The 21,080-nt window shown below is 41.6% G+C and carries 21 protein-coding genes and 2 tRNA genes; 14 read left to right on the forward strand and 9 right to left on the reverse strand.

Going from position 1 to position 21,080, the window contains the following annotated elements; all coding sequences use genetic code 11:
- From EXT47_RS01990 to EXT47_RS02000, 3 genes are all read left to right on the forward strand, one after another.
- Positions 1–76, forward strand: a tRNA-Glu gene (locus EXT47_RS01990).
- A gap of 160 nt (positions 77–236) precedes the next feature.
- Positions 237–312, forward strand: a tRNA-Glu gene (locus tag EXT47_RS01995).
- A 285-nt stretch (positions 313–597) separates the two neighbouring features.
- Positions 598–2,187 (forward strand): PAS domain-containing methyl-accepting chemotaxis protein, encoded by a 1,590-nt coding sequence (locus tag EXT47_RS02000; protein WP_069022798.1) that lies wholly within the window; start codon positions 598–600, stop codon positions 2,185–2,187.
- Positions 2,188–2,310: 123 nt separating this feature from the next.
- Here the strand turns inward: EXT47_RS02000 and folE2 are convergent, their stop codons facing one another.
- Positions 2,311–3,231 (reverse strand): GTP cyclohydrolase FolE2, encoded by a 921-nt coding sequence (folE2, locus tag EXT47_RS02005; protein ID WP_039491428.1) that lies wholly within the window; start codon positions 3,229–3,231, stop codon positions 2,311–2,313.
- 321 nt (positions 3,232–3,552) lie between these two features.
- Here folE2 and arcB point away from each other — a divergent pair, with 321 nt between their 5' ends.
- Positions 3,553–5,874, forward strand: a complete 2,322-nt coding sequence (gene arcB, locus EXT47_RS02010) for an aerobic respiration two-component sensor histidine kinase ArcB (RefSeq protein WP_130125792.1) — start codon at positions 3,553–3,555, stop codon at positions 5,872–5,874.
- Positions 5,875–5,880: 6 nt separating this feature from the next.
- Here the strand turns inward: arcB and arcA are convergent, their stop codons facing one another.
- The 5 genes from arcA to trmB form a co-directional block, all read right to left on the reverse strand.
- Complete coding sequence (gene arcA / locus EXT47_RS02015; RefSeq protein ID WP_010379411.1) at positions 5,881–6,600, reverse strand: two-component system response regulator ArcA; 720 nt, start codon at positions 6,598–6,600, stop codon at positions 5,881–5,883.
- A 107-nt stretch (positions 6,601–6,707) separates the two neighbouring features.
- Entirely contained in the window at positions 6,708–7,229 is a 522-nt protein-coding gene (locus EXT47_RS02020; protein WP_010379409.1) for a YfiR family protein, read from the reverse strand.
- The gene (locus tag EXT47_RS02025) at positions 7,226–8,848 is read right to left on the reverse strand and encodes a sensor histidine kinase (protein WP_039491421.1); all 1,623 of its coding nucleotides are present in this window, start codon (positions 8,846–8,848) and stop codon (positions 7,226–7,228) included. The genes EXT47_RS02020 and EXT47_RS02025 overlap by 4 nt, the downstream gene beginning before the upstream one ends.
- A 164-nt stretch (positions 8,849–9,012) precedes the next feature.
- The gene (locus tag EXT47_RS02030) at positions 9,013–10,041 is read right to left on the reverse strand and encodes a methyltransferase (protein WP_039491418.1); all 1,029 of its coding nucleotides are present in this window, start codon (positions 10,039–10,041) and stop codon (positions 9,013–9,015) included.
- Positions 10,042–10,121: 80 nt separating this feature from the next.
- Positions 10,122–10,847 (reverse strand): tRNA (guanosine(46)-N7)-methyltransferase TrmB, encoded by a 726-nt coding sequence (gene trmB / locus EXT47_RS02035; RefSeq protein WP_017216543.1) that lies wholly within the window; start codon positions 10,845–10,847, stop codon positions 10,122–10,124.
- Positions 10,848–10,991: 144 nt separating this feature from the next.
- Here trmB and mutY point away from each other — a divergent pair, with 144 nt between their 5' ends.
- Together mutY and EXT47_RS02045 are read left to right on the forward strand one after the other, a co-directional pair.
- Positions 10,992–12,053, forward strand: coding sequence for an A/G-specific adenine glycosylase (gene mutY / locus EXT47_RS02040; RefSeq protein ID WP_039491416.1), 1,062 nt, complete (start codon positions 10,992–10,994; stop codon positions 12,051–12,053).
- A gap of 65 nt (positions 12,054–12,118) precedes the next feature.
- Entirely contained in the window at positions 12,119–12,391 is a 273-nt protein-coding gene (locus EXT47_RS02045) for an oxidative damage protection protein (protein ID WP_010379401.1), read from the forward strand.
- Positions 12,392–12,440: 49 nt separating this feature from the next.
- Here EXT47_RS02045 and ispB read toward each other — a convergent pair whose 3' ends face one another.
- Positions 12,441–13,412, reverse strand: coding sequence for an octaprenyl diphosphate synthase (ispB, locus tag EXT47_RS02050; protein WP_039491414.1), 972 nt, complete (start codon positions 13,410–13,412; stop codon positions 12,441–12,443).
- Positions 13,413–13,829: 417 nt separating this feature from the next.
- Between ispB and rplU the strand changes: the two genes are divergently transcribed.
- From rplU to glsB, 7 genes are all read left to right on the forward strand, one after another.
- A complete protein-coding gene (rplU, locus tag EXT47_RS02055) occupies positions 13,830–14,141 on the forward strand; it encodes a 50S ribosomal protein L21 (RefSeq protein WP_010374575.1) in 312 nt (103 codons plus the stop codon).
- 19 nt (positions 14,142–14,160) lie between these two features.
- Complete coding sequence (gene rpmA / locus EXT47_RS02060; protein ID WP_010374578.1) at positions 14,161–14,418, forward strand: 50S ribosomal protein L27; 258 nt, start codon at positions 14,161–14,163, stop codon at positions 14,416–14,418.
- Between the two features lie 169 nt (positions 14,419–14,587).
- Positions 14,588–15,745: an Obg family GTPase CgtA gene (gene cgtA, locus EXT47_RS02065; RefSeq protein ID WP_010374580.1), complete on the forward strand. Its 1,158-nt coding sequence runs from the start codon at positions 14,588–14,590 to the stop codon at positions 15,743–15,745.
- A gap of 380 nt (positions 15,746–16,125) precedes the next feature.
- Entirely contained in the window at positions 16,126–16,617 is a 492-nt protein-coding gene (gene folA, locus EXT47_RS02070) for a type 3 dihydrofolate reductase (RefSeq protein WP_366921432.1), read from the forward strand.
- Between the two features lie 79 nt (positions 16,618–16,696).
- Positions 16,697–17,068, forward strand: coding sequence for a DUF3718 domain-containing protein (locus EXT47_RS02075; RefSeq protein ID WP_010374584.1), 372 nt, complete (start codon positions 16,697–16,699; stop codon positions 17,066–17,068).
- A 229-nt stretch (positions 17,069–17,297) separates the two neighbouring features.
- Complete coding sequence (gene raiA, locus EXT47_RS02080; RefSeq protein ID WP_010374586.1) at positions 17,298–17,654, forward strand: ribosome-associated translation inhibitor RaiA; 357 nt, start codon at positions 17,298–17,300, stop codon at positions 17,652–17,654.
- An 86-nt stretch (positions 17,655–17,740) separates the two neighbouring features.
- Positions 17,741–18,658 carry a glutaminase B gene (gene glsB / locus EXT47_RS02085; protein ID WP_130125793.1) on the forward strand — a complete coding sequence of 306 codons (918 nt, stop codon included), beginning with the start codon at positions 17,741–17,743 and terminating at the stop codon, positions 18,656–18,658.
- Between the two features lie 83 nt (positions 18,659–18,741).
- Here glsB and EXT47_RS02090 read toward each other — a convergent pair whose 3' ends face one another.
- The gene (locus tag EXT47_RS02090; protein WP_010374590.1) at positions 18,742–20,046 is read right to left on the reverse strand and encodes an inosine/guanosine kinase; all 1,305 of its coding nucleotides are present in this window, start codon (positions 20,044–20,046) and stop codon (positions 18,742–18,744) included.
- A 259-nt stretch (positions 20,047–20,305) separates the two neighbouring features.
- Here EXT47_RS02090 and tadA point away from each other — a divergent pair, with 259 nt between their 5' ends.
- A complete protein-coding gene (gene tadA / locus EXT47_RS02095; protein WP_039491405.1) occupies positions 20,306–20,806 on the forward strand; it encodes a tRNA adenosine(34) deaminase TadA in 501 nt (166 codons plus the stop codon).
- On the opposite strand, the gene EXT47_RS02100 is transcribed toward tadA, so the two are convergent.
- The gene (locus tag EXT47_RS02100; protein ID WP_010374594.1) at positions 20,803–20,985 is read right to left on the reverse strand and encodes a hypothetical protein; all 183 of its coding nucleotides are present in this window, start codon (positions 20,983–20,985) and stop codon (positions 20,803–20,805) included. The genes tadA and EXT47_RS02100 overlap by 4 nt on opposite strands.
- Between the last annotated feature and the right edge of the window lie 95 nt (positions 20,986–21,080).

Below are 21,080 nucleotides of genomic sequence, written 5' to 3' on the forward strand. Positions count from 1 at the left end.
GTCCCCTTCGTCTAGAGGCCTAGGACACCGCCCTTTCACGGCGGTAACAGGGGTTCGAATCCCCTAGGGGACGCCACTTACTTTGGTAAGTAACTCGGTTAGCAAGAGAATAAACAGCTAAATAAAGTCCTAGTGACACAGAAAACTTTCTGTTTTTGATAGGGCCATTCGCCTCGCAGGCTCGGTCTCATCTAACACAGAAATAGCAAATCGGTGATTTGCAAAACAATTTCTGCGTCCCCTTCGTCTAGAGGCCTAGGACACCGCCCTTTCACGGCGGTAACAGGGGTTCGAATCCCCTAGGGGACGCCACTTACTTTTTTATTCTACTCTCATCATAAAAATATTCATATTCGCCTTCCTTTGTTGTTTAAGTTCAGAACTCTGCTAGTTTTTATATTAACTTTCTGTTGTTCGTTAAGTATTCATACCAATTTGTCTTAGTACTTGATCCTTCAAAATTGCACACTTAATTGTGTAAATTGGTATCAAATTATATTTCACTATGATCTCAATCAGTCTTTCGGTGAAATCTCTTACGGTTTTTAAGAAAGTAATAATTTATTATCTATTGCCCTTTTTAATCGAGAGCGAGCTATGACAAAAGGTAGAGCTGATTACACAGGAAAAGAGAATGATTATCCAAGTTCTTACAATCTACTTTCAACGACAAACGTAAAAGGTCAGATAAAGTATGCGAATTCGCAGTTTTGTGAAGTTGCAGGGTTTTCACTTAGTGAGTTAGAGGGGAAGCCCCATAATATCGTTAGGCATCCAACAATGCCTAAAGCCGCTTTCAAGAATCTATGGGATTATATCGAAGCGGGTAAACCTTGGATGGGAATGGTTAAAAACCGCTGCAAGAATGGCGATCACTATTGGGTTAATGCTTTTGTTACTCCTATTAAAGATGCATCTGGTAAGACTGTCGAATATCAATCAGTGAGGACAAAGCCGAGCCGGGAAGTCGTTAACCGTGCAGAGGAAATCTACACTGATTTAAATAACGGTGTGTCACCAAGTAAATTTACTCGTGCCTCTTGGTCTTTGTCAGCTCAAATGATGGCAATAATCATTGTTTTCTATGCCCTAACCATGTTGATCTCAACTTTATCATCACCTTGGAATTACCTCGCTGAAACTCTGCTTACTCTTGCTGTTTTATTTATTACTTATTCTCGCCTTGCTCCAGTGCGGTCGCTCAGCGAAAAGGCAAAAAAAGTATACGATAACCCTCTGATGCAAAAAGTGTATCTTAATAAGGTTAATGATGTCGCTTCTATAGAGCTTGCCTTACTTGCTAGAGAATCCGAGCTTCGGGCTGTGCTTGGACGTGTTAAAGATGCTAGTGCCACAGTTTCTGAATACGCAACCAAAACGATGCAAGAATGCAAAACGAGTTCTGATATTTTAAATCGACAGCAAGCGCAAACCGGCTCCTTAGCAACAGCTATTAATCAGATGTCAGTGTCGATTGGTGAAATAGCTTCTAATACTAACAATGCAGCGCAGCAATCCGAAGCGGCGCTTGAATCCGTTGTGAAAGGCAACAAAGCCGTTGATGACAATATGGAAAATAATTATGCCTTATCGGAAGAGTTATCTCGCACGCAAAAAGATATAGAAGATCTTAATGCGCAAACAGTTAACATCGAAGGGGTTGTTGACGTGATCCGTGGGATCTCCGAGCAAACCAACTTACTTGCTTTAAATGCCGCTATAGAGGCTGCTCGTGCAGGTGAACAAGGTAGAGGATTTGCGGTTGTTGCAGATGAGGTGAGAGCGCTTGCGCAAAGGACACAAGATTCGACAGCCGAGATTAATGGTATTATTGCCGATCTGAGGCAACGAGCAGAACGGGCGGTTACTGCCATTCAAAGTGGAGTAGAGCGCTCCTCTGAATGTGTAGTAAAGGCAGAAGGTACTAAAGTGAGCCTTGAAACGATAAACACAATAGTCAATGAAATATCAGGTTTGAACTATCAAATTGCGACATCGACAGAAGAGATGTCGAGTGTTTCTAATGAGCTTAACGCAAATGCTGTGACAATTTCGGGTCTTGCGGATGAGTCTATGAAAAGTGCGCGTAAAACGCATGAAACGATGAAAAACACAGAGCAGGCTTTAGAAAATCAAGAGGTGCTTGTTGAGCAGTTTATTCGAAAATTAAACAGTGCCCACCGTTGAATAGATAACTTAAAGTAATACAGCACTTACCTCGTTGTGTATGGGGGAGATTAATCAGAGCTATCTAGCTCTGATTAATAATAGTAGTAGTAAACGGAGCGGACCTAATACCAATTGCATTAATTAAACACTGTAGCCGTCTTCAACCCCTTTCACGGCATAGGCTACTGCATCATGAGCATGAAGAGATTCGTAATGGTTTATCTTCACATAGAAATCTAAATAAGCTTGCTGGTTTAGCAATGCTTTTAACTTTCTAGCTGCATCTTCACAAAACATTAGGTTTTGGCCATTTAGGCGCGCAAACTCTTGTTCATCTTCTCGTTTTACTGCGGCTTGAACGGGGGTTTTCAACTCATTTTCAACCAACTCAATTAGATCCAAAATCTCAAATTCAGTACTATTATTCGTAAGCTTAACTTTTATATTTGCAATCGAGCGCTGAGAGTGGGGTGTTGCAACGATCCCTTCTGTGCTACCTAGCCAGTTATGCACACTATGGAAATCTAATTGTTTGCCATCAAAAGCTTGTTGGAAAGCGTTTTGGATCAGTTGACGAGACAATGCTGCCGAACAGGGGCAAGTCGATGAGTAAGCAACGTCAAGCGCCAGTTCTAGCTTGTAAATACCGTTTATTAACGTCGCATCAAGGGTAATTGGGTATGATTTCCATCCCATTTTTTTACTTAAAAGCGAAGGGCGTCTGATAGGCAGTTCAAACTGCAGGGTTACTTTTGCACCTGTACTTAAGTCGCTATGCGTACTTAAAAAGTTATCTAACAACTGCTTTAGAGTTTTAGGTGTAAGTACTTGCTCACAAGAAAGCGTGTCAAGGGCAAGAAAGAGGCGTGACATGTGAATGCCTTTTGCGTCTTCTTTTTGCAAATTAACAAATGCATCGGCTTTGGCTGTAACAGTAACTTGATTTAGGCCTTTGCTTTCTAATACTAAAGGCAACTCTATGTTACCCATGCCTACCCAGTCTAAAGTTCCTGTTTGTAACGCACTAGCACTGTGTGCAATGTCTGGCATGTTATTTTGCATCGACGCTCTCTTTTCTCACGACTTAAAAAACGGGCATATTACACGAAATCAGATTAAGTTGGGATGGTGCGCTTAAATCTATCCGCACTAAATTAGATGAATTGTGCATTTAGTGATACAGAGTCTCATTTCTGTTATCTATCGTTCTGCTTAGTGTGTATGAAAATGAGTGAATGATCTGACCCTGCAATTTCTATACTCGCTTATTACTAGGGCTTTTGTATAATATTTACTTTGAGGGCTTGAAAAGCAATTCAGTCAGGCTCAAGCGGTAGAATATAAACTTGCCTGACAAGTGTTTAACAATGGTGAAGTAATAATATGACAGAAAATTCGTTTGGCTCATGGGCTCGAATTTTATCAAACTTGGTAGAAAGATACGGTAACAAGCGGGCGTTTGCCATCGCTTATGCTTTTACGCTCTTCGTTGCAGTTATTCTATCTTGCATGTTTTACTATGTTGCATTAGGTGTAGTTGAAATTGTCGATATATCGGCACTCTTTTTCTTAACCGCTGTCATTGCGCCCGCTCTTATCATGATGTCCGTCGCGGCAATGCGGGAGGTACATTCATCCAAGGCCTATTTGGAGTCGGCAACACAACAAGAAAAGATGCTGAACCAAACGCTGAAGGACAATATTAATCGTTTAAATAGTGAGATTGACGAGCGTAAAATTGCTCTGCATGCTAAACACCGCGCGATAGATGAATTAAGAAAAGAAATTGCAGAACGTAAAAAGACCCAACAAGAACTTGCGCAGCAAGGTATGTTACTGCGAAGCATTGTTGATTCATCTCCTGATCTGTTCTATTACCGCGATGAAAACGGTGTATTCGCAGGCTGTAACAAGATGTTCGAATTAGTGATGGGCAAAAGCAGTGAAGAACTAATTGGTAAATCAGTCGAACAAATATATTCAGAGCAATATCTTCCAAAAGTACTTGAAACAGATAGCCAGGTATCAGAAACACAGCAACCATTAACACTTGACGTAGAGTATCCCGTTGAAGGCGAACCTCGTTGGTTTGAAATGCGCAAGCTGCCATTTATCAATGATAAAGGCGAATATATAGGCTTGTTGGCCTTTGGTCGTGATATTACTAGTCGTAAAGAAGCCGAGCAGGCGTTAGAAACTGCGTATAAGGATAAAGGTAAGTTTATTGCTACGCTAAGTCATGAATTAAGAACTCCGCTCAATGGTATTGTTGGTCTGACGCGCATGATGTTAGACACCGACCTGACTGCGCAACAAAAAAGCTGGTGTAATACCGTGTTTTCAAGTGCGGAGACGCTTGGCAATATTTTTAACGACATCATTGATTTAGATAAAATTGATAGGGAGCAGCTAGATATAGCAACGGACAGTATCAATGTTTCTGATTTTATAAATGATGTGGTCAACTTTGCAGGTCTAATTGCCGATCAAAAGGGCTTAGAATTTACTATCAATCGTTCTGGAATCTTAGACGTTTATGCGTTACTCGATCCGACACGTCTACGTCAGGTACTCTGGAATCTAATTAATAATGCAGTGAAGTTTACCCACAAGGGTAATGTGACGCTGGAATGCCGCCGTGAGAATCGAGATGATGGGCCTTGGCTGACAATTAGTGTTATAGATACAGGTATGGGAATATCCGAAGATCAGCTTGAGCGGATCTTTGAGATGTATTACAAGGCTCCGGATGCATCGGGCAGCAATGCGATTGGCTCGGGCATTGGCCTTGCGGTTACTAAAGCTTTAGTTCAGGCTATGAAAGGAACGATAGCGGTTACTAGCCAAGAAGGTAAGGGGAGTCGTTTTGATGTTGAGATCCCGTTACAGCTATGTAATGCACCGAAAGAACAAAGTTACGCTGGTAGAAGCTTGTACATTTTACTTGTTGAGGATGTGCCGTTAAACGCTGAAATTGCAACAAATCTATTAGAACAGCGAGGGCATGAAGTTATTTGGGCTGAAACTGGCGAGGACGCTCTTTCGTTTGTTGAAACTGAAGATGACCTAGATCTCATTCTTCTGGATATGCAGCTACCAGATATCAATGGTGATGTTGTTGCGCGTCAAATAAGAGAAGACAGCCACTTTGATCACTTACCAATAGTTGCCTTAACCGCAAACGTCAGAAGCGCCGAGCAAGAGCTTGAGGGGATTAATGTTCAGGGAGCTTTGGCCAAACCAATAAATACTACTAAGCTCGACAAAATGCTCGCTGAGTTATTTGGAATTGAGGCACAGAAAAACAAACAAAGTATCGATATTCGAGAAGCGTTATCACAACCTGAGTACTCCGATTTAGATATAGAGACCATTTGCGACTTTGTTGAGTCTATGGGGGCTGCTGCATTCCAAAGAAGCTGTGACCTATTTACTAAGCTCAGTCCTAAGTACTGTCAAGAGCTCAGAGAGGCTGTTGCACAAAATGATATCGAGGAATATGGTGCGGTTGCACATAAAGTTAAAGGTGCTGCTGGTTCGGTAGGGCTGCAACTTGCCCAATTACAAGCGAAGAAAATGGAATTAGAATCAGAAGGCAAAGAGGAAGAGACACTATTGAATTGGGTTTCTGAGTTAGAGGTAAAAATAGAAGAAGGGCAAGAAGCCCTTCATCCATTAATTGCAAAACTCGCTGAAGATCAGTAAAAACGATTATTGAGCGTCGAGTTTACCAATGAAACGGTAACCTTCACCGTGAATTGTACTAATTAATTCAGGCGTATTGTTATCAGTTTCGAAATGCTTACGAATACGACGAATAGTAACGTCAACAGTACGGTCATTTGCGCGAAGTTCACGACCAGTCATGTGCTTGATAAGCTGCTCACGGCTAAAAATACGGCCCGGCGAGTCTAGCATTAGACGAAGTGCACGATATTCACCTTTTGGTAGACGCTTTGAATCGCCTGTTGGAGATGTTAAACAGCGACTGTTTTCATCTAATTCCCAACCATTAAAAGTAATAACGCCGTTGCTATCAATTGTTGACTCTTCTGCAGACGTGCCAGTACGAGAGATTAGGTTGCGAGCACGAATCGTTAGTTCACGCGGGTTAAATGGTTTTGTGATGTAATCATCAGCACCAATCTCAAGACCAAGAATGCGGTCAACATCATTGTCACGACCTGTTAGGAAAATAAGGCCGATGTTTTTCTTCTGACGTAATTCACGCGCCAAAATTAAACCATTTTTACCAGGAAGGTTGATATCCATGATTACAAGGTTGACATCATCATTTGATGTCAACTTGTCATGCATGTCATCGCCATCAATGGCTTCGATTACTTTGTAACCTTCCGCTTCAAATAAACTAACGAGGTTCAGTCGAGTTACGTCTTCATCCTCTACAATTAGAATGACTGGCGTTTGCATTATTAATTAACCTTTTCGGAATATATAATTTACAATGTGTCCGGACTTATATAATAAATCCGAATATTTACGATTATAGGAGCTTATCCAATTGTTAACAAGTAAAATCAGTTGGGATGAAACTTGGATACGGCAAGCAGCCTTGAGCGCACGATGAAGTACTGTTTTTCTAGTGCTTGCTTATTTATATACAGTCGAATTTTGCTCCCTTCTTGGACCAAAGAAGCAATCCCGCCTCTTTCTAAAAACTCAATACTTTCGCCCACGGTCAACATGTTTGACTCTATTGTATCGGTCCAAGCGGACAGTATATCATTTTCGCTAGTTTCATCAATGTATGTGATATCGCAAGCGCTGGAAAGTTCCCTATAACTCCACGTTTTTTTTGCTTCTACGAGCTCAATGGGTTTGCCTCGCACATTCAGCTTTGTTGCACTTTTTAGTTCAGCAGCAGGCCCTGATTCAAGTGAATAGAAGCAAAATTGAATACTGGTTTTTGTGTTTTCGTCGGGAAACTCGACGAATTTTGCCATCTGATAGAGAAAAGCAGAACGAACCTGATCTGGTGATTTTGCAGTTGTATTTAAGGAGACAAATAAAAGCAAAATAACTAGATTAATCAACCTCATTTTAGATTACCCGACAGAGGAAGAGTTATAATAAATTTAGCACCTTGGCTAAATTCTTCATCTAAAGTGATCGAGCCTCCAAGTGCTTGGGTTACTAGGTTATAAACCAAATGCATACCTAGGCCGCTTCCTCCTTCACCTCTACGAGTTGTGACAAACGGATCGAAGATGCGCTTTTTAATTGCTTTGGGTACACCCATTCCGTTGTCTGCGTATTCAATAGCAAGTTGTCCCATTGATGGTTTCACAGTAATTGCAATGCTATTGTTTTGTTGATCTTTAAAACCATGGAGTAAGGAGTTGGATATAAGCTGCTCTAATACTTGTTGTAGTGGTCCAGCTTTACTTTCGATTGCAAGTCCAGAGTCACAGTCAATAGTCACTTCAGGTTGTTTTGTGGAGAGTTCAGCTCGCATAGATGCTACGACTTCAGTAAGCAGGTTTGACAAATCTATTTGTGAGTTCACTTCTAGATCCTGGCTTACGGCAAGGCGCTTAAAGCTAGAAACCAGCTCAGCCGCTCGGTTTAGGTTGCGGTAGATGAGATCAAGATTTTCAATTCCATCGTTAACAAAGCGCTCTAACTGTTTGGAGGTCAAAGACTTTGTTTGAAACGCTTCGCGAATATCGGATAATTTATCTCTTAACAACGTAGAGCCTGTGATACCCAAACCGATAGGGGTATTTACCTCGTGGGCAACACCTGCCACCATTTGCCCCAGCGAAGCCATTTTCTCGTTCTCGATGATTTGGTTCTGGTATTGATGCATACGCTCTAAAGCGTTCAGCAGTTCTTGGTTAGCCTCTCTCAGCGCAATTGTGCGTTGATTCACTTTTTCTTCTAAGCTCTGGTTGAGCTGTTTTATCTCTTGTTTATCCGCTTTATGACGCTCAAGTTGATTTTCGGTGCGAGCTAACATGATATTTAAGTTATTTGCTAATACGTTTAGTTCAGAAATATTGCTGCCAGGCGCTCTTGCACTGTAATTATGATTTTTTGAAACGTCCTGCAATAGTGCTGAGAGTCCTTCAATTGGCGTCGCTATACGCTTTTGGATCCCCCTTGAAACTAGCAATACGAGGAGGAGTACGAATAAGGTGAGCGCGATATCTACCAAGATTTTTTTATTTATATAGTTTGAGAGCCTTTCTAAGCCACCGCGGACATAAACATAACCTTCAATATTCCCCTCATAAATTACAGGTTTAATCAATTCAATGTAGTCTTCTGAGACCTTCGGGGTTTTTAACTCTTCAATTTGATTAACCTTTAGCGGTACTGGTGGTGTTCGACTGGCGTTGTAACTGGTAAAAAATACAGGGCTGTTGGTTACGTCATCCATGGCATAGATATGGATGTTTTTGATGATATCCACTTGTTGAAAAGACTTTAGACGTGCATCTTCGGTTTTTCGATCATCGAATAAAATTGTGATCTGAGAATTGAACGCAACGATATCGGCTATCATCTCTATTTTGTTGATGATCAGTTGCTTTTGCTCTTTTACATCAAGGTAAGTGGAAATAGATATGGATAAAGAGAGGCACAGCGCGGTTACAAGCATCACTGCGCTGATCAATACTTTTCTTATGCTTGTTTTGGTTAATTGCTTACTCATTCTTATTCCAGCTGTATGATCAGCCTTAGCTGCGGCTACAGAGCTTTTGAGATCCAATAACTCATTATAATAAAGTAGAGCAAATCTTTGAAAATGAAAAGATAAAAGGTAGGTTTGAGTTAAGGTTTACTTGATATAAGCAAGTAAACCTTAGAGTTAGTAAACTACTGCGCTTTATAGATGGCGAATTTAGTGTTTTTAGTGACAACTTCAAACTGTTCAAACTGAGCTTCTAAAATAGGAGGGTATTTTAAGAAGCTATTTGCAACTAGCTGAATATTAGACTTGGTATCCATATGACGCTTGATGTTATGTAGAAATTGCTCAGCGATATCATAGTCTGTTGAAAGGCCTGTATGAAATGGTGGATTGCTTAAAATAAGGTTGAATTTACCATTCAATTCACTTAAACCGTCACTAAGTAGCAAAGTTGCACTGAGGTTGTTTAAAGCTAAAGTCTGCTGCGTGGCAAACAGCGCAAGCGCATTGACATCCAAACAGGTAAACTTAAGAGTTGGGCTGTTCAATAAGGCGTAGCAGGCTATAAGTCCAGCACCACAGCCAAAATCTAACACTTTACCTTTATAGGGAAGGGTGACATTTTCTAGTAATAGTTGAGTACCAGCGTCGAGCTTCCCATGATTAAATACACCCGGCAAACTTGCGGCAGTAAACTCTGTCTTGGCGATACGCACTGAAAATGTCTGTACATAATGGCTTAAATCAAAGTTTGGGTTGGCAGTAAGCTGATCAAACTCATATAAAATGCAGTGTTTTGCGCTTTCTAATTTATAACAGTGTGCAGCGTGCTCTTTAAGTTGCTTTTCTGCACTTTTCACCCCACTTTTGTTTTCGCCAACAACGAGTAACCTAGTTTCAGCCGTGCTCAAGTGACGAATATTATCAAATACCATTTGCGCTTCAGGTTTTGATTTAGGGTAATAATAAATAACTAAATCAATATCTTGCAACTGCGGTAGTTGATGGTCTACATAGCTCTTAACGTTGGCGATTTTATCGGCGTGAAGGTGGTCTGCAAAATCGAAACTAAACGCATGAATTGCCGAACTTGGATTGAGCGCTTTTAATTCACGTAGGAAGCCATCGCGCTGATGGTTAATAACCAGAATATTGTTGGCAATAAGCTCTTCTTCATTACGAAGTAATAATAAACTCGGGTTGGTAAACTGCAACGCTAGCTCCTAGTGAATGTACTCAAATAGCTGGGCGATGAAGCAGCCTGTTGAGCCGCTCCATTATAAAGAGGGGTTGTTTAGCTAATACGCTCGAACATTAAATCCCAAACGCCATGTCCTAAACGATGGCCTCGTTGCTCAAACTTAGTAAGCGGTCTAAAGTCTGGACGAGGAACATAATCATTGCTTTGCGACTGGTTTTTATAACCAGGTGCTGCACTCATCACTTCAAGCATATGCTCGGCATAGTTTTCCCAGTCAGTTGCCATATGGAACACGCCACCTACTTTAAGCTTTTGGCGTATTTTCTCAGCAAATTCAAGTTGTACAATGCGACGTTTGTGGTGACGCTTTTTATGCCATGGATCAGGGAAGAATAGCTGTAATTTAGCAAGGCTGCCATCAGCGATACAATCCGCTAAAATTTCAACTGCATCGTGTTCAAAAACACGTAAGTTAGTGATGCCTTGTTCATCTGCATCCATCAAGCAAGCGCCTACACCTGGACGGTGTACTTCTATGCCAATAAAGTTTTGTTGTGGGTTATTTTTTGCCATCTCAACGAGAGACTTGCCCATCCCAAATCCAATCTCAAGAACGACTTCATTGCTGTTACCAAATACTTCTGTAAAGTCTAGCAAACCTTGTTGGTGCTCCAGTCCCATTGTTGGCCAGCATTTTTCTAGCGATGCTGCTTGGCCTTTAGTAAGACGTCCTTCACGCTTAACAAAGCTACGCACTTTTCTGATGTACTTGCCTTCTTCCTGCGCCTGTTCGAGCGCACTTTTGCTTGATTCGTTCATGGTCATTTCTATGCTCGTGAAAATGGTCGCACATTATCGTCATTCAGTTGGCAATAAACAAGCATAGAGTGAAATTTTACGTGGTGACTATTAAAGCAATTGTGATTACACTGGCGGCTTTTGTAGCAAGTACTAGTCAAGTTTATGAAAGTTAGCCAGCAACAAGCTAAGTGGTTTGGTGAGCAAGTTGTGTCTTGGTATCACCTTCATGGTAGAAAAACACTGCCGTGGCAACTCGGAAAAACACCGTATAAAGTATGGATTTCAGAGGTGATGTTACAGCAGACTCAAGTAACCACAGTTATTCCTTATTTTGAGCGCTTTATGGCGCGCTTCCCAACAGTAATTGCATTGGCGGATGCACCGGAAGATGAAGTGTTACACCATTGGACTGGGCTTGGTTATTACGCCAGAGCAAGAAACCTTCATAAAGCTGCAAAAGTGATCAGAGATAGCTATAAGGGTGAATTCCCACAAACATTAGAAGCGGTGATGGACTTACCGGGCATTGGTCGCTCTACCGCAGGTGCGATACTCTCTCTTGCGCTTGGTCAGCATCATCCAATACTCGATGGTAATGTTAAGCGAGTCCTAGCTCGGTTTTATATGGTTGAGGGCTGGTACGGAGTAAAAAAGGTCGAAAATCAGTTATGGTCTTTGAGTGATGCCGTCACGCCAAGCGGTGATGTAAGAGCGTTTAATCAGGCTATGATGGATTTAGGTTCAGGCGTATGTACCAGAAGTAAACCAAACTGTGATGTTTGCCCACTTGTTGAGGAATGTTCGGCGTTCAAAAATAATCGGGTTAAAGAGTTTCCAAACCCTAAACCCAAAAAAGAGAAACCAAAAAAGCGTACTCACCACTTAATAATTAAATGTGGTGATAAAGTTTTGATGGAGAAGCGCCCTTCGAGTGGAATATGGGGGGGGTTATTCGGCTTTTTTGAGTTTGCAGAGCAAGATGAGTTAGACGCGTTTATTAAGCAGCAAGAACTTAAACTTGAATGTACAAATACACTTGAACCCTTTGTGCATATTTTTACGCATTTTGAGTTAACTATTACCCCCGTGGTTGTAGAAGTAAAAAGTATGCCAGATTGTGTGCATGATCAGCAATTGCTGTGGTTCGATACTCATAACCCGCCAGAGGTTGGGCTCGCTGCGCCGACTAAAAAGTTGGTTAAAGTATTAACCGCAATAGGGTAAACTGACGCTATCACTGGTGCTGACTCTCATTGAGTGCACGATTAAAATTGAAGAGGTAGATACTCATGGCACGTACGGTATTTTGTCAAAAGTTACAAAAGGAAGCGCCTGGACTGGATTTTCAACTGTATCCAGGAGAAGTTGGTGAACGTATATTTAATAACATCTCCAAAGAAGCTTGGCAGCAATGGCAGCATAAGCAAACTATGCTAATCAACGAAAAGCATCTTAATATGATGGATCCTGAGCACAGGCAAATGCTTGAAGAGCAGATGGTCGGCTTTTTGTTTGAAGATAAAGAAGTCGAAATTGAAGGCTACAGGCCACCAGAAAAATAAAGGTCGCATCAGCGACCTTTTTATAGCTTATAAACTGGCTAGGGGACGATTAATACTCTCTATCCACAGAAAGTTTAGCAAGTCCTATCAGTGCTTCTTTGTGCACAGAGTCAGGTAAAACGCTCAATTGTGCAATCGCTTTTTGGGCTTCTTCTTGGGCTTTAGCCATCGTGAAGTCAAGTGCTTTGGTTTCGGCTAGTGTTGCTAAAATATCTTCAAGATAATCAAGCCCATTACCACTTTCTATTGCTGTTCTGATCTGAGCTGTTTGCTGAGCAGTTGCATGCTGCATTGCATAAATAAGCGGAAGCGTAGGTTTACCCTCGGCGAGATCATCACCAATATTCTTACCCAGCAATTCTGCGTTAGCACTGTAGTCAAGAATATCGTCTACAAGTTGGAAGGCTGTGCCTAAATGCATACCGTAAAGCTTAAGCGCAGTTTTAATTTCGTCTGATTGCTCAAGCACTACAGCGGGTAGTAAAGTTGCAGCTTCAAAAAGCTTTGCCGTTTTGCTGTAGATAACCTGCATATAACTCTTTTCAGTTGTATCTGGGTCATTACAGTTCATTAGCTGTAACACTTCGCCCTCAGCGATAATATTGGTTGCATCCGCTAGGATCTGCATGACTTCCATATTACCAAGACCAACCATCAACTGGAATGAACGAGTGTAGATAAAGTCACCGACTAATACGCTTGCCGCATTTCCAAATTCAGCATTTGCAGTCGGTTCTCCACGGCGCAGTAATGACTCATCAACCACGTCATCGTGGAGTAAGGTTGCTGTGTGAATAAACTCTACAATTGTCGCTAGTGTGATGTGTTTATCACCTTCGTAACCTAATGCTCGTGCAGCCAAAAGGGCTAACATTGGGCGGATGCGTTTTCCTCCGCTATTTACAATGTATAAACCTAGCTGTTTTACAAGTGCAACATCAGATTGCATTTGTTGATGTATAAGTTGGTTGACGTCAAGCATATCTTGCTCAACCAAATTTTGGATAGTTTTTATATCCATTGCGCTCCGAGCCAATCTATTAACCGAAAATGAATAAACTCGGCGATTGTACTACAAAAAAATCATCGACTCGATAAATTGTCGTAGTTGCTTATAAAAAAACGTTTTTATGCTTACTTTTTGTGCTTTTGATGGTCGCGTAATGGGTGAAATAGGTACAGTGAAATCTCATTTGGTACTGTATTAGGTAAACTATGGATTCGCCTTTTGTCTGATGAATTGAGAGAAAAAAGAGCTTGGCTTTGACATTTTTTTGACTAGAATAGGGGTAAATATTTGATTGCCCTCATACGAGCTAAATTTTATTCACTTTCTTCAAATTTACTCTTGCGCCAAGATACGCATTAGCGTAAACTTCGCGCCCTATTGAAGAATATTAAGTTGCGTCGATTTGAGGGCGCACAGACGGAGTTAATTATGTACGCGGTTTTCCAAAGTGGTGGTAAACAGCACCGTGTGACTGAAGGTCAAACAATTCGTTTAGAAAAGCTAAACGTTGAAACTGGTGCAGCAGTTGAATTTGATTCAGTACTTCTAATTGCTGATGGTGAAAAGATCGAGATCGGTGCACCGTTTGTTAACGGTGGTAAAATTACAGCTGAAGTTGTATCTCACGGTCGTGGCGAGAAGATTAAGATTGTTAAATTTAGACGTCGTAAGCATTCTCGTAAGCAGATGGGCCACCGTCAGTGGTTCACTGAAGTTAAAATCACTGGCATTAGCGCTTAATTTTTAGAGGTACAGAAAGATGGCACATAAGAAGGCAGCTGGTAGTACTCGTAACGGTCGCGATTCAGAAAGTAAACGCTTAGGTGTTAAACGTTTTGGTGGCGAATCAGTTCTAGCGGGTAGCATCATCGTTCGTCAACGTGGTACTAAGTTCCACGCTGGTTCTAACGCAGGTATCGGTAAAGACCACACAATCTTCGCAAAAGCAGACGGTAAAGTTGTTTTTGAGCAGAAAGGTCCTTTAAACCGTAAATACGTTAGCATCGTTGCTGAGTAATCGGTATTAAATACTAAAAAACCCCGCTTAGGCGGGGTTTTTTGTTTTCAGCACATCAATTACCAAATTAGCTATATCAAGGCGTATTAATACAATTGGTATTAGGAGCGATTTGTCGCTGCTGCTATAATGGTGTAGTGAATTCAGACAGAGTTAAAGAGTTTAAACCATGAAGTTTGTCGATGAAGTAGAGATTAGAGCGGAAGCCGGAGATGGGGGCAGTGGTGTCGTTTCATTCCGCCGCGAAAAGTTTGTGCCAGATGGTGGCCCAGACGGTGGTGATGGTGGCGATGGCGGTAGTGTATTCCTGCAGGCTGATGAAAATTTAAATACGCTTATCGACTATCAGTTTGAACGCTTTCACAGGGCTGAGCGTGGTACCAATGGTCAAGGCCGTAATTGTACCGGTAAAAAAGGTCAGGACTTAGTACTTAAGGTACCAGTTGGTACAAGAGTTACAGATGTCGATACTGAAGAGTGTTTAGGCGATTTGACCAAAAACGGACAAAAGCTGATCGTAGCGAAAGGTGGGTATCATGGTCTTGGTAATACGCGTTTTAAGTCAAGTACTAATCGCGCACCAAGACAGAAAACGCTGGGTACTCAAGGTGAAGTTCGTAACCTTCGCTTAGAATTAATGCTGCTTGCAGACGTTGGTTTGTTAGGTTTGCCAAATGCCGGTAAATCTACGTTTATCCGCAGTGTATCTGCCGCTAAACCAAAGGTCGCTGACTATCCATTTACCACGCTAGTGCCTAATTTAGGTGTTGTAAGACCTGAAGCGAGCAAGTCATTTGTAATTGCTGATATCCCAGGCTTAATTGAAGGTGCAGCGGACGGCGCAGGTCTTGGCATTCGTTTCTTAAAGCACTTAGAGCGCTGTCGAGTGTTATTGCACATTATTGATGTGATGCCGGTTGACGGTAGTGATCCTGTTGAGAATGGCTTCGCTATTATTAACGAACTGCATCAGTACAGCCCTAAATTAGCGGAAAAGCCTCGTTGGTTAGTGCTAAATAAAGTGGATTTATTGCTTGAAGAAGAAAGAGAAGAAGTATGCGCTCGTATTGCTGAAGAGCTAGACGCAGAAAACTTTTATATGATCTCTGCTGCAAACAAGTTAAATACGCAACCTTTATGCTTTGATATCATGAACCTTCTTGAAAGCATGCCAAAAGATAAATTCGAAGAAGAGCAGCAAGAAGAAGTTGAATTTAAGTGGGACACATACCACAGACATGCAACTAAAAATGATAAGAGCGACGATGATGACTGGGATGATTGGGATGACGACGACTATGATGTTGAAGTTATTTACGAGCGTTAAGTTACATTGAATTTATTCTAAGAGGCCCATTAAATGGGCCTTTTTTATGCCTATTTGAACGGTATATTACTTCAACTCAGTATTCTCGCCGCAATTGTATTGAAGATGATATACTAATCAACCTGAACTCGGGATAACAACTTGTTCTCTAGCAGCTGTTATCTCTTACTACTGCGTTAAATTTGTTTGCAATAGGCCAGCTATTGACGCACAAATTTGCCTTGTATTAAGAAATAACTTCTGGCTAGAGTGATACTACGCTTTTGAGCTTAGTGATTTTAGTGGATTAACTTACTTCTTATCCCGAGTTCAGGTTAATCAAACATCTTGCATGCTAATTGTGTGTATAAACTAATACTAAAATACTATAAAGGTGCGTTGTGGTAATTTCAATGATAGCTGCGATGGCAAATAACCGTATTATCGGAAAAGATAACGATATGCCGTGGCACTTGCCTGCAGATCTTCAACATTTCAAAAAGGTTACGCTAGGTAAACCTGTGATTATGGGCCGAAAGACATTTGAGTCTATTGGTAGGCCTCTTCCTGGTCGTAGAAACATAGTGATATCCAGAAATCTTGGCTATACTCAAGAAGGTATTGAAGTCCTTGCTTCACCTGAAGCCGCACTTAGTGCTGTTAGGGATTGTGACGAAATTATGATAATTGGTGGTGGTCATATATATGACATATTTCTGCCTTATGCTCAGCGGCTCTATTTGACCTTCATCGATTTAGAAGTTGAAGGAGATACTCAATTTCCGGACTACGAGCAAGTTGCTGAGTGGGAAGTGCTTGAAACTGAGTGTAACGAACCTGATGAAAGAAATAACCATAGTTATAAATTCGTAACTCTGAACAAAAAACTATGAGTTTCTTGCTAACAATTGTTTAGGTTGCTAAAATATAGCCAGTTATATGCTACGAATAAAGTATTAAAGGGTCTGTGTAATGAAATTAACTACCGTGCTACTGTCAGCTTCTATCGCTGTTGCAGCTTTTTCTTTCAGCAAACCAGTAAGTGCAAACGATCAGTTGGCGCTTTCTATATGTGAATATATCGCAGCGGACGATAAAAATCGCATTCGTAACGCTTTGAAAACATCACGCCTGAAAATGCGTAATGTTTACGACGCAATCCAGTGCAACGGTAATAACTTACTTAGACATGCTATTGCTAGCAACGCGGTCGATTCGGGCGAGTACATTATTAAAAGTATTCCAAAAAGCGCGCTAGAAGATGGTAAAGATTTAGCATGGGCTGAATCAAACCACGGTGGTTCAGCATTGATTGCGGTCATCAAAGAGCGTGCAGGCCTTTAATTGTAAAGTTTACGCAATATGAAAAGAGCCCTTGCTAGGGCTTTTTTTATGCCTGAGTTCTAATAAACATACATTTGAGATCAAAGGCCTCACTAATTCTCCTTATTTATTTTTTGATTAGAATCAGCTTCCTTCCAATTTTTGTAATAAATTTCTGCTAAGGCTCTTGAGAAATCGAGCAATCGTGCCAATACTATTGTTAAGGGTAAACGCAAAAGAAGGATTGCATATGAAGATTAATTTATCTGGCCATCACGTAGATGTAACCGATGCTGTTAAAAACCACGTTCATGAAAAGTTTGCCAAGATCGCTAACCATTTTCCGTCGTTGTTATCCCTAGACATCATCGTCAGTAAAGAACACAAACAATTTTACACGGAGATAAGTACAAACTACGCAGGTAGCCGAATATCAGTAAAAGGTGAAGACGAAGTGATGTATCCTGCTATTGCTAAAGCGTCTAAAAAGCTTGATGCAGCTTTGAAGCACCGAAAAGGTCAGTTAAAAGCCAATAAACATCAGAAGCCGGTGAGTACAACGCCACCTATTGCGCACGAGATTATTCAAGAAATGGAACTGAAATAACCTTAGTTTCAGATAAACATCAGGCCCTACGGGGCCTTTTTTGATACACTTCCCAAATCATCCTAGCTAGCCTTAATTACGAGCATATGCCAAATTACCAAGAAATTTTAGAGCAGGCTGCACAGCGAGTTCAACCGTTGTTACGCCAAGGCAAAGTTGCTAACTATATTCCCGCTTTAGCTGAGCAGCCGTTAGAACAATTTTCTGTTTCACTGCACACGGTAGATGGCGAAACATTTAGTGCTGGAGATACTGAAGCCAGATTTACAATTCAATCAGTATCCAAAGTAATGACATTGACGCTAGCACTGCAGCGCTATGGTGACGAGCTGTGGAGTCGGGTAGGGAAAGAGCCTTCGGGTACTGCTTTTAACTCCTTAACTCAGCTTGAGTTCGAAAATGGTATTCCAAGAAATCCCTTTATAAATGCAGGTGCCATTGTAACTTGTGATGCGCTGTACTCTCGTTTATCTGCTCCAATTCATACCATGCTAGAAAGCTACAGAGCGATGTCTGGTAACGACAAGCTGTGTATTAATAAGATTGTGGCGCAGTCTGAGTATGATCACAGGTATAGAAATGCAGCGACGGCTTATTTGATGAAGTCATTTGGCAATTTTAATAATGAAGTCGAGGATGTGTTGTGGTCTTATTTCAATTTTTGTGCAATTGAAATGAATACCACTGAGTTGGCGAAGTCATTTTCCTATCTGTCTAGTCAGGGTTACTGCAACTTATCAAAACAGCGGATACTAACCAAAAAACAAACCAAGCAAATGAACTCGCTGTTGTTTACGAGTGGTCTTTACGATGCAGCAGGTGACTTTGGTTATCGAGTAGGAATGCCTGGCAAGTCGGGCGTCGGGGGAGCAATAATCGCTATTGTGCCGAATCGTTTTACAATTTCGGTCTGGTCGCCTGGGCTTGATAAAGTTGGTAACTCTTTGGCTGGGATCGCGGCATTAGAATATCTATCCAATGAACTTGGTACTGCTATTTTTTGATGCCAAGTTATATACAAACTAGATGATATAAAAATAGCGACCGTAGTCGCTATTTTTACCAATCCTAAACATGCTGAGGACCGTTATTGTTCCCAGTATGATTGCTCTAGTGAGTCTTCACGCTCAGGTAGTCCTCGAGATAGCCTTGGTGAATGCTGAACGAGTACCTCATAGCTTGCACGGTTTGCATATTTGCTTATCTGTGCCAAAGATGAATAGGTAATAGCACTTTGTTCATGCTTCGCCGAGTTTGGGACATTTAGCTTATGATATTCATTGGCGCAAATATCATGCAGAACAGCGGCAAGGGCACAGTCACCGGCACCATTCGTATTCTTGATGATATCCGGTCCACCCATGTAAGGAGCAGTATGGCTGTATGCCCTGATCGGCTGTTCACATTGGGCTTTTTTCATCGCGCGTGAGAATTCGTAGCGATTAAATTCAGGAATAGCACCAGGCAGCAAGGGGTATTCAGTCACACGCTTGCAGCTGTCATCAACATAACCCGCCATAAACAGCCCTTTAGGGCCAGCGGTACAAATGACCAAATCAACCCAGTCCAGTGCTTTATCCGCAGCGAGAAGTGGATCGCTAAAGCCTGTGATCGCCTCACCTTCTTCTTCGTTCATCGCAAGGATATCAACATGTTTAGCAACGAAATCAGCCCACCACTTGGGGTCTTGTTCAATTAAGAACTTAGTGCCAAGCGTCAATACTACGGGTATGCCAGCATTATTGGCATACTCAACCGCCTGCATCGTTGCTTGTGTCATGGTTTCGTCGCCACTCGTGCGCATCAAATAAGCGCTGATCACTAACGCCGATGATTCTTCGATAAGCGTTTGGCAAATAGACTCAGGACGTAGGTGGTTCATTAATCCTGCGCTGATAGCAAAAGTTCGCTCACCACTGTCATCGATAAGCGTAAAACAACGACCAATGGGGCCATCAACTGGCTGCAAGTAGTCCAGATCAACTCGGCTTGAGGTGTTACATAAAAACTTATAGGCGTAGCTGCCAATCTTTATGTTTTCACTCATCACCCCAAGCAGAACTGAGCGGTCATCTGCTAGCACTGAATAGTTGTGCATGGTGTTACCTATGGTACCGCCGGCAAATTCATAGTCGATCATGTCATCACGTTTTAGCCTATCATAAAGGGCGTTGGTGACATCATTGTCTATCACTTGTGACATACCACGCTGTAAGTGGAATTCATCAAGAAAAGCTTGATCCACTTTCGCTTCGATATCAACGACGATTTGATCTATACCACAGATATAGCTCCTTTTTAGCCGATCATCAGCGTGTAACTGGTTAATAAGCGGATCTTTATCTTCCACCGGAAAATAGTGTTTATGCCTACGGCGTCCCGGAAATTTCATATTCTACCCGTGTGTTTTTGAGCTTACGAAATAAAAAAAGCGGCGAATTATAGCGTAAATCCAACCCTGTGAGCCACGGCAAAATTGCGAAAATTATCAATAATGTCCGCAAAATATTAAAAAGATGTTGGTAACATCCTGAGTTTGCTTATAAAAACAGCTGTATTGGTGACTATGATTATTTAAGAATAGCAGCTTAACCGGAGCTCTGCTGGAGGTGATATACTCCATTTTAGGTGAGGACGACTATAAAATTACCATGTCAGAAGTAAAAGATGATCAATATTGGATGAAAGTGGCGTTAGCATTTGCTGACAAAGCTGAAGCCGAAAACGAAATTCCTGTCGGCGCTGTTGTAGTGAAAGATGGTGAAATGATAGCTGCGGGCTGGAACCGTTCAATTACCTGTCATGATCCTTCGGCTCACGCTGAAATGATGGCTATTCGAGAAGCTGGCAAAGTCGTTGAAAATTATCGGCTGATTGATTGCACTTTATATGTGACGCTTGAGCCATGTCCTATGTGTGCTGGTTTACTGGTCCATAGCCGCTTGAGCCGAGTGGTGTTTGGTGCCTCGGATGCAAAAACGGGCGCGGCTGGTTCGATAATGAACTTGTTACAGCATGAAAAGCTCAACCACCAACTAGAAGTTACATCGGGCGTATTGAGTGAAGTATGTGGCGAAAAGCTGTCTGCATTTTTTAAGCGCAGACGCCAAGAGATTAAAGCAGCAAAAAAGTTGAAAAACGGTAGTACTTAGGGCTGTACTACCGCAGTGGCTGTTTTCGCGTCCCTTTGCTCTTCCATTTGAATTAGCGCAAAAATACGATGGCGCAAGAGCATTTTACGATGTGCATTTTTCATCATGACACGACGGCGATTTGGCGACGTGTATTTGGTGTTACGTTTAAATTGATGATTCCGACGTCTTCTCAACATAGAACCTCCGAATGTGAGAGATTAGGTGGGGGTAACGCCCCCAAATATTAATTTAGTATAAATACGCTATGCCTATGACAGATTTATGACCTTTT

Source organism: Pseudoalteromonas sp. CO342X (genome assembly GCF_004208915.1).
Lineage (GTDB): Bacteria > Pseudomonadota > Gammaproteobacteria > Enterobacterales > Alteromonadaceae > Pseudoalteromonas > Pseudoalteromonas maricaloris.

What these genes read in the sequence shown, in the direction of transcription:
- trmB (WP_017216543.1), bottom strand. Translation starts at nt 10,847, where the DNA reads ATGAACGAATCAAGCAAAAGTGCGCTCGAACAGGCGCAGGAAGAAGGC.
- tadA (WP_039491405.1), top strand. Translation starts at nt 20,306, where the DNA reads ATGTCAGAAGTAAAAGATGATCAATATTGGATGAAAGTGGCGTTAGCA.
- mutY (WP_039491416.1), top strand. Translation starts at nt 10,992, where the DNA reads ATGAAAGTTAGCCAGCAACAAGCTAAGTGGTTTGGTGAGCAAGTTGTG.
- cgtA (WP_010374580.1), top strand. Translation starts at nt 14,588, where the DNA reads ATGAAGTTTGTCGATGAAGTAGAGATTAGAGCGGAAGCCGGAGATGGG.
- rplU (WP_010374575.1), top strand. Translation starts at nt 13,830, where the DNA reads ATGTACGCGGTTTTCCAAAGTGGTGGTAAACAGCACCGTGTGACTGAA.
- arcA (WP_010379411.1), bottom strand. Translation starts at nt 6,600, where the DNA reads ATGCAAACGCCAGTCATTCTAATTGTAGAGGATGAAGACGTAACTCGA.
- rpmA (WP_010374578.1), top strand. Translation starts at nt 14,161, where the DNA reads ATGGCACATAAGAAGGCAGCTGGTAGTACTCGTAACGGTCGCGATTCA.
- ispB (WP_039491414.1), bottom strand. Translation starts at nt 13,412, where the DNA reads ATGGATATAAAAACTATCCAAAATTTGGTTGAGCAAGATATGCTTGAC.
- EXT47_RS02000 (WP_069022798.1), top strand. Translation starts at nt 598, where the DNA reads ATGACAAAAGGTAGAGCTGATTACACAGGAAAAGAGAATGATTATCCA.
- EXT47_RS02100 (WP_010374594.1), bottom strand. Translation starts at nt 20,985, where the DNA reads ATGTTGAGAAGACGTCGGAATCATCAATTTAAACGTAACACCAAATAC.
- EXT47_RS02075 (WP_010374584.1), top strand. Translation starts at nt 16,697, where the DNA reads ATGAAATTAACTACCGTGCTACTGTCAGCTTCTATCGCTGTTGCAGCT.
- EXT47_RS02045 (WP_010379401.1), top strand. Translation starts at nt 12,119, where the DNA reads ATGGCACGTACGGTATTTTGTCAAAAGTTACAAAAGGAAGCGCCTGGA.
- glsB (WP_130125793.1), top strand. Translation starts at nt 17,741, where the DNA reads ATGCCAAATTACCAAGAAATTTTAGAGCAGGCTGCACAGCGAGTTCAA.
- folE2 (WP_039491428.1), bottom strand. Translation starts at nt 3,231, where the DNA reads ATGCAAAATAACATGCCAGACATTGCACACAGTGCTAGTGCGTTACAA.
- arcB (WP_130125792.1), top strand. Translation starts at nt 3,553, where the DNA reads ATGACAGAAAATTCGTTTGGCTCATGGGCTCGAATTTTATCAAACTTG.
- EXT47_RS02020 (WP_010379409.1), bottom strand. Translation starts at nt 7,229, where the DNA reads ATGAGGTTGATTAATCTAGTTATTTTGCTTTTATTTGTCTCCTTAAAT.
- EXT47_RS02025 (WP_039491421.1), bottom strand. Translation starts at nt 8,848, where the DNA reads ATGAGTAAGCAATTAACCAAAACAAGCATAAGAAAAGTATTGATCAGC.
- EXT47_RS02090 (WP_010374590.1), bottom strand. Translation starts at nt 20,046, where the DNA reads ATGAAATTTCCGGGACGCCGTAGGCATAAACACTATTTTCCGGTGGAA.
- raiA (WP_010374586.1), top strand. Translation starts at nt 17,298, where the DNA reads ATGAAGATTAATTTATCTGGCCATCACGTAGATGTAACCGATGCTGTT.